This is a genomic window from Sphingobium sp. B2, assembly GCF_007693735.1.
Classification (GTDB): domain Bacteria; phylum Pseudomonadota; class Alphaproteobacteria; order Sphingomonadales; family Sphingomonadaceae; genus Sphingobium; species Sphingobium xenophagum.
Genome location: NZ_VDBZ01000042.1, coordinates 1 through 324 on the forward strand (window position 1 = coordinate 1; position 324 = coordinate 324).

Here is a 324-nt window from a genome sequence, read left to right on the forward strand (position 1 = left end):
GCGATATCTCCGCCAGATGCAGCGACATGGTCTGGGTGTTGCAGAACGGGAGGATCAGACCTGCCCCCTTGCCAAGCTCTGGGCAGATGGCGCCGAAGATGTAGGCCGATTTCGTCCTCTGGTCCTTGGGCGCCGACGGCCGGGTGCCCCGTCTGGCCCAGCGGCGAGTGATCTTGTTTTTCTGGCCGATCCGCGCTTCGTCCTGGAACCAGACTTCTAGCGGCGTGCCGTGCGGGAGGGCAGCTTTGACCTTTGCCAGTTCGGCTGCAAAGCCCCCTTTTTGAAATCCTCCATCGCATATTCGTTCTGGGCATGGTGACGTGG

At 61.4% G+C, this 324-nt stretch carries 1 pseudogene; it reads right to left on the minus strand.

The features are described from left to right. Positions 1–324, minus strand: a pseudogene (locus tag FE851_RS26590) (IS630 family transposase); the annotation flags it as partial.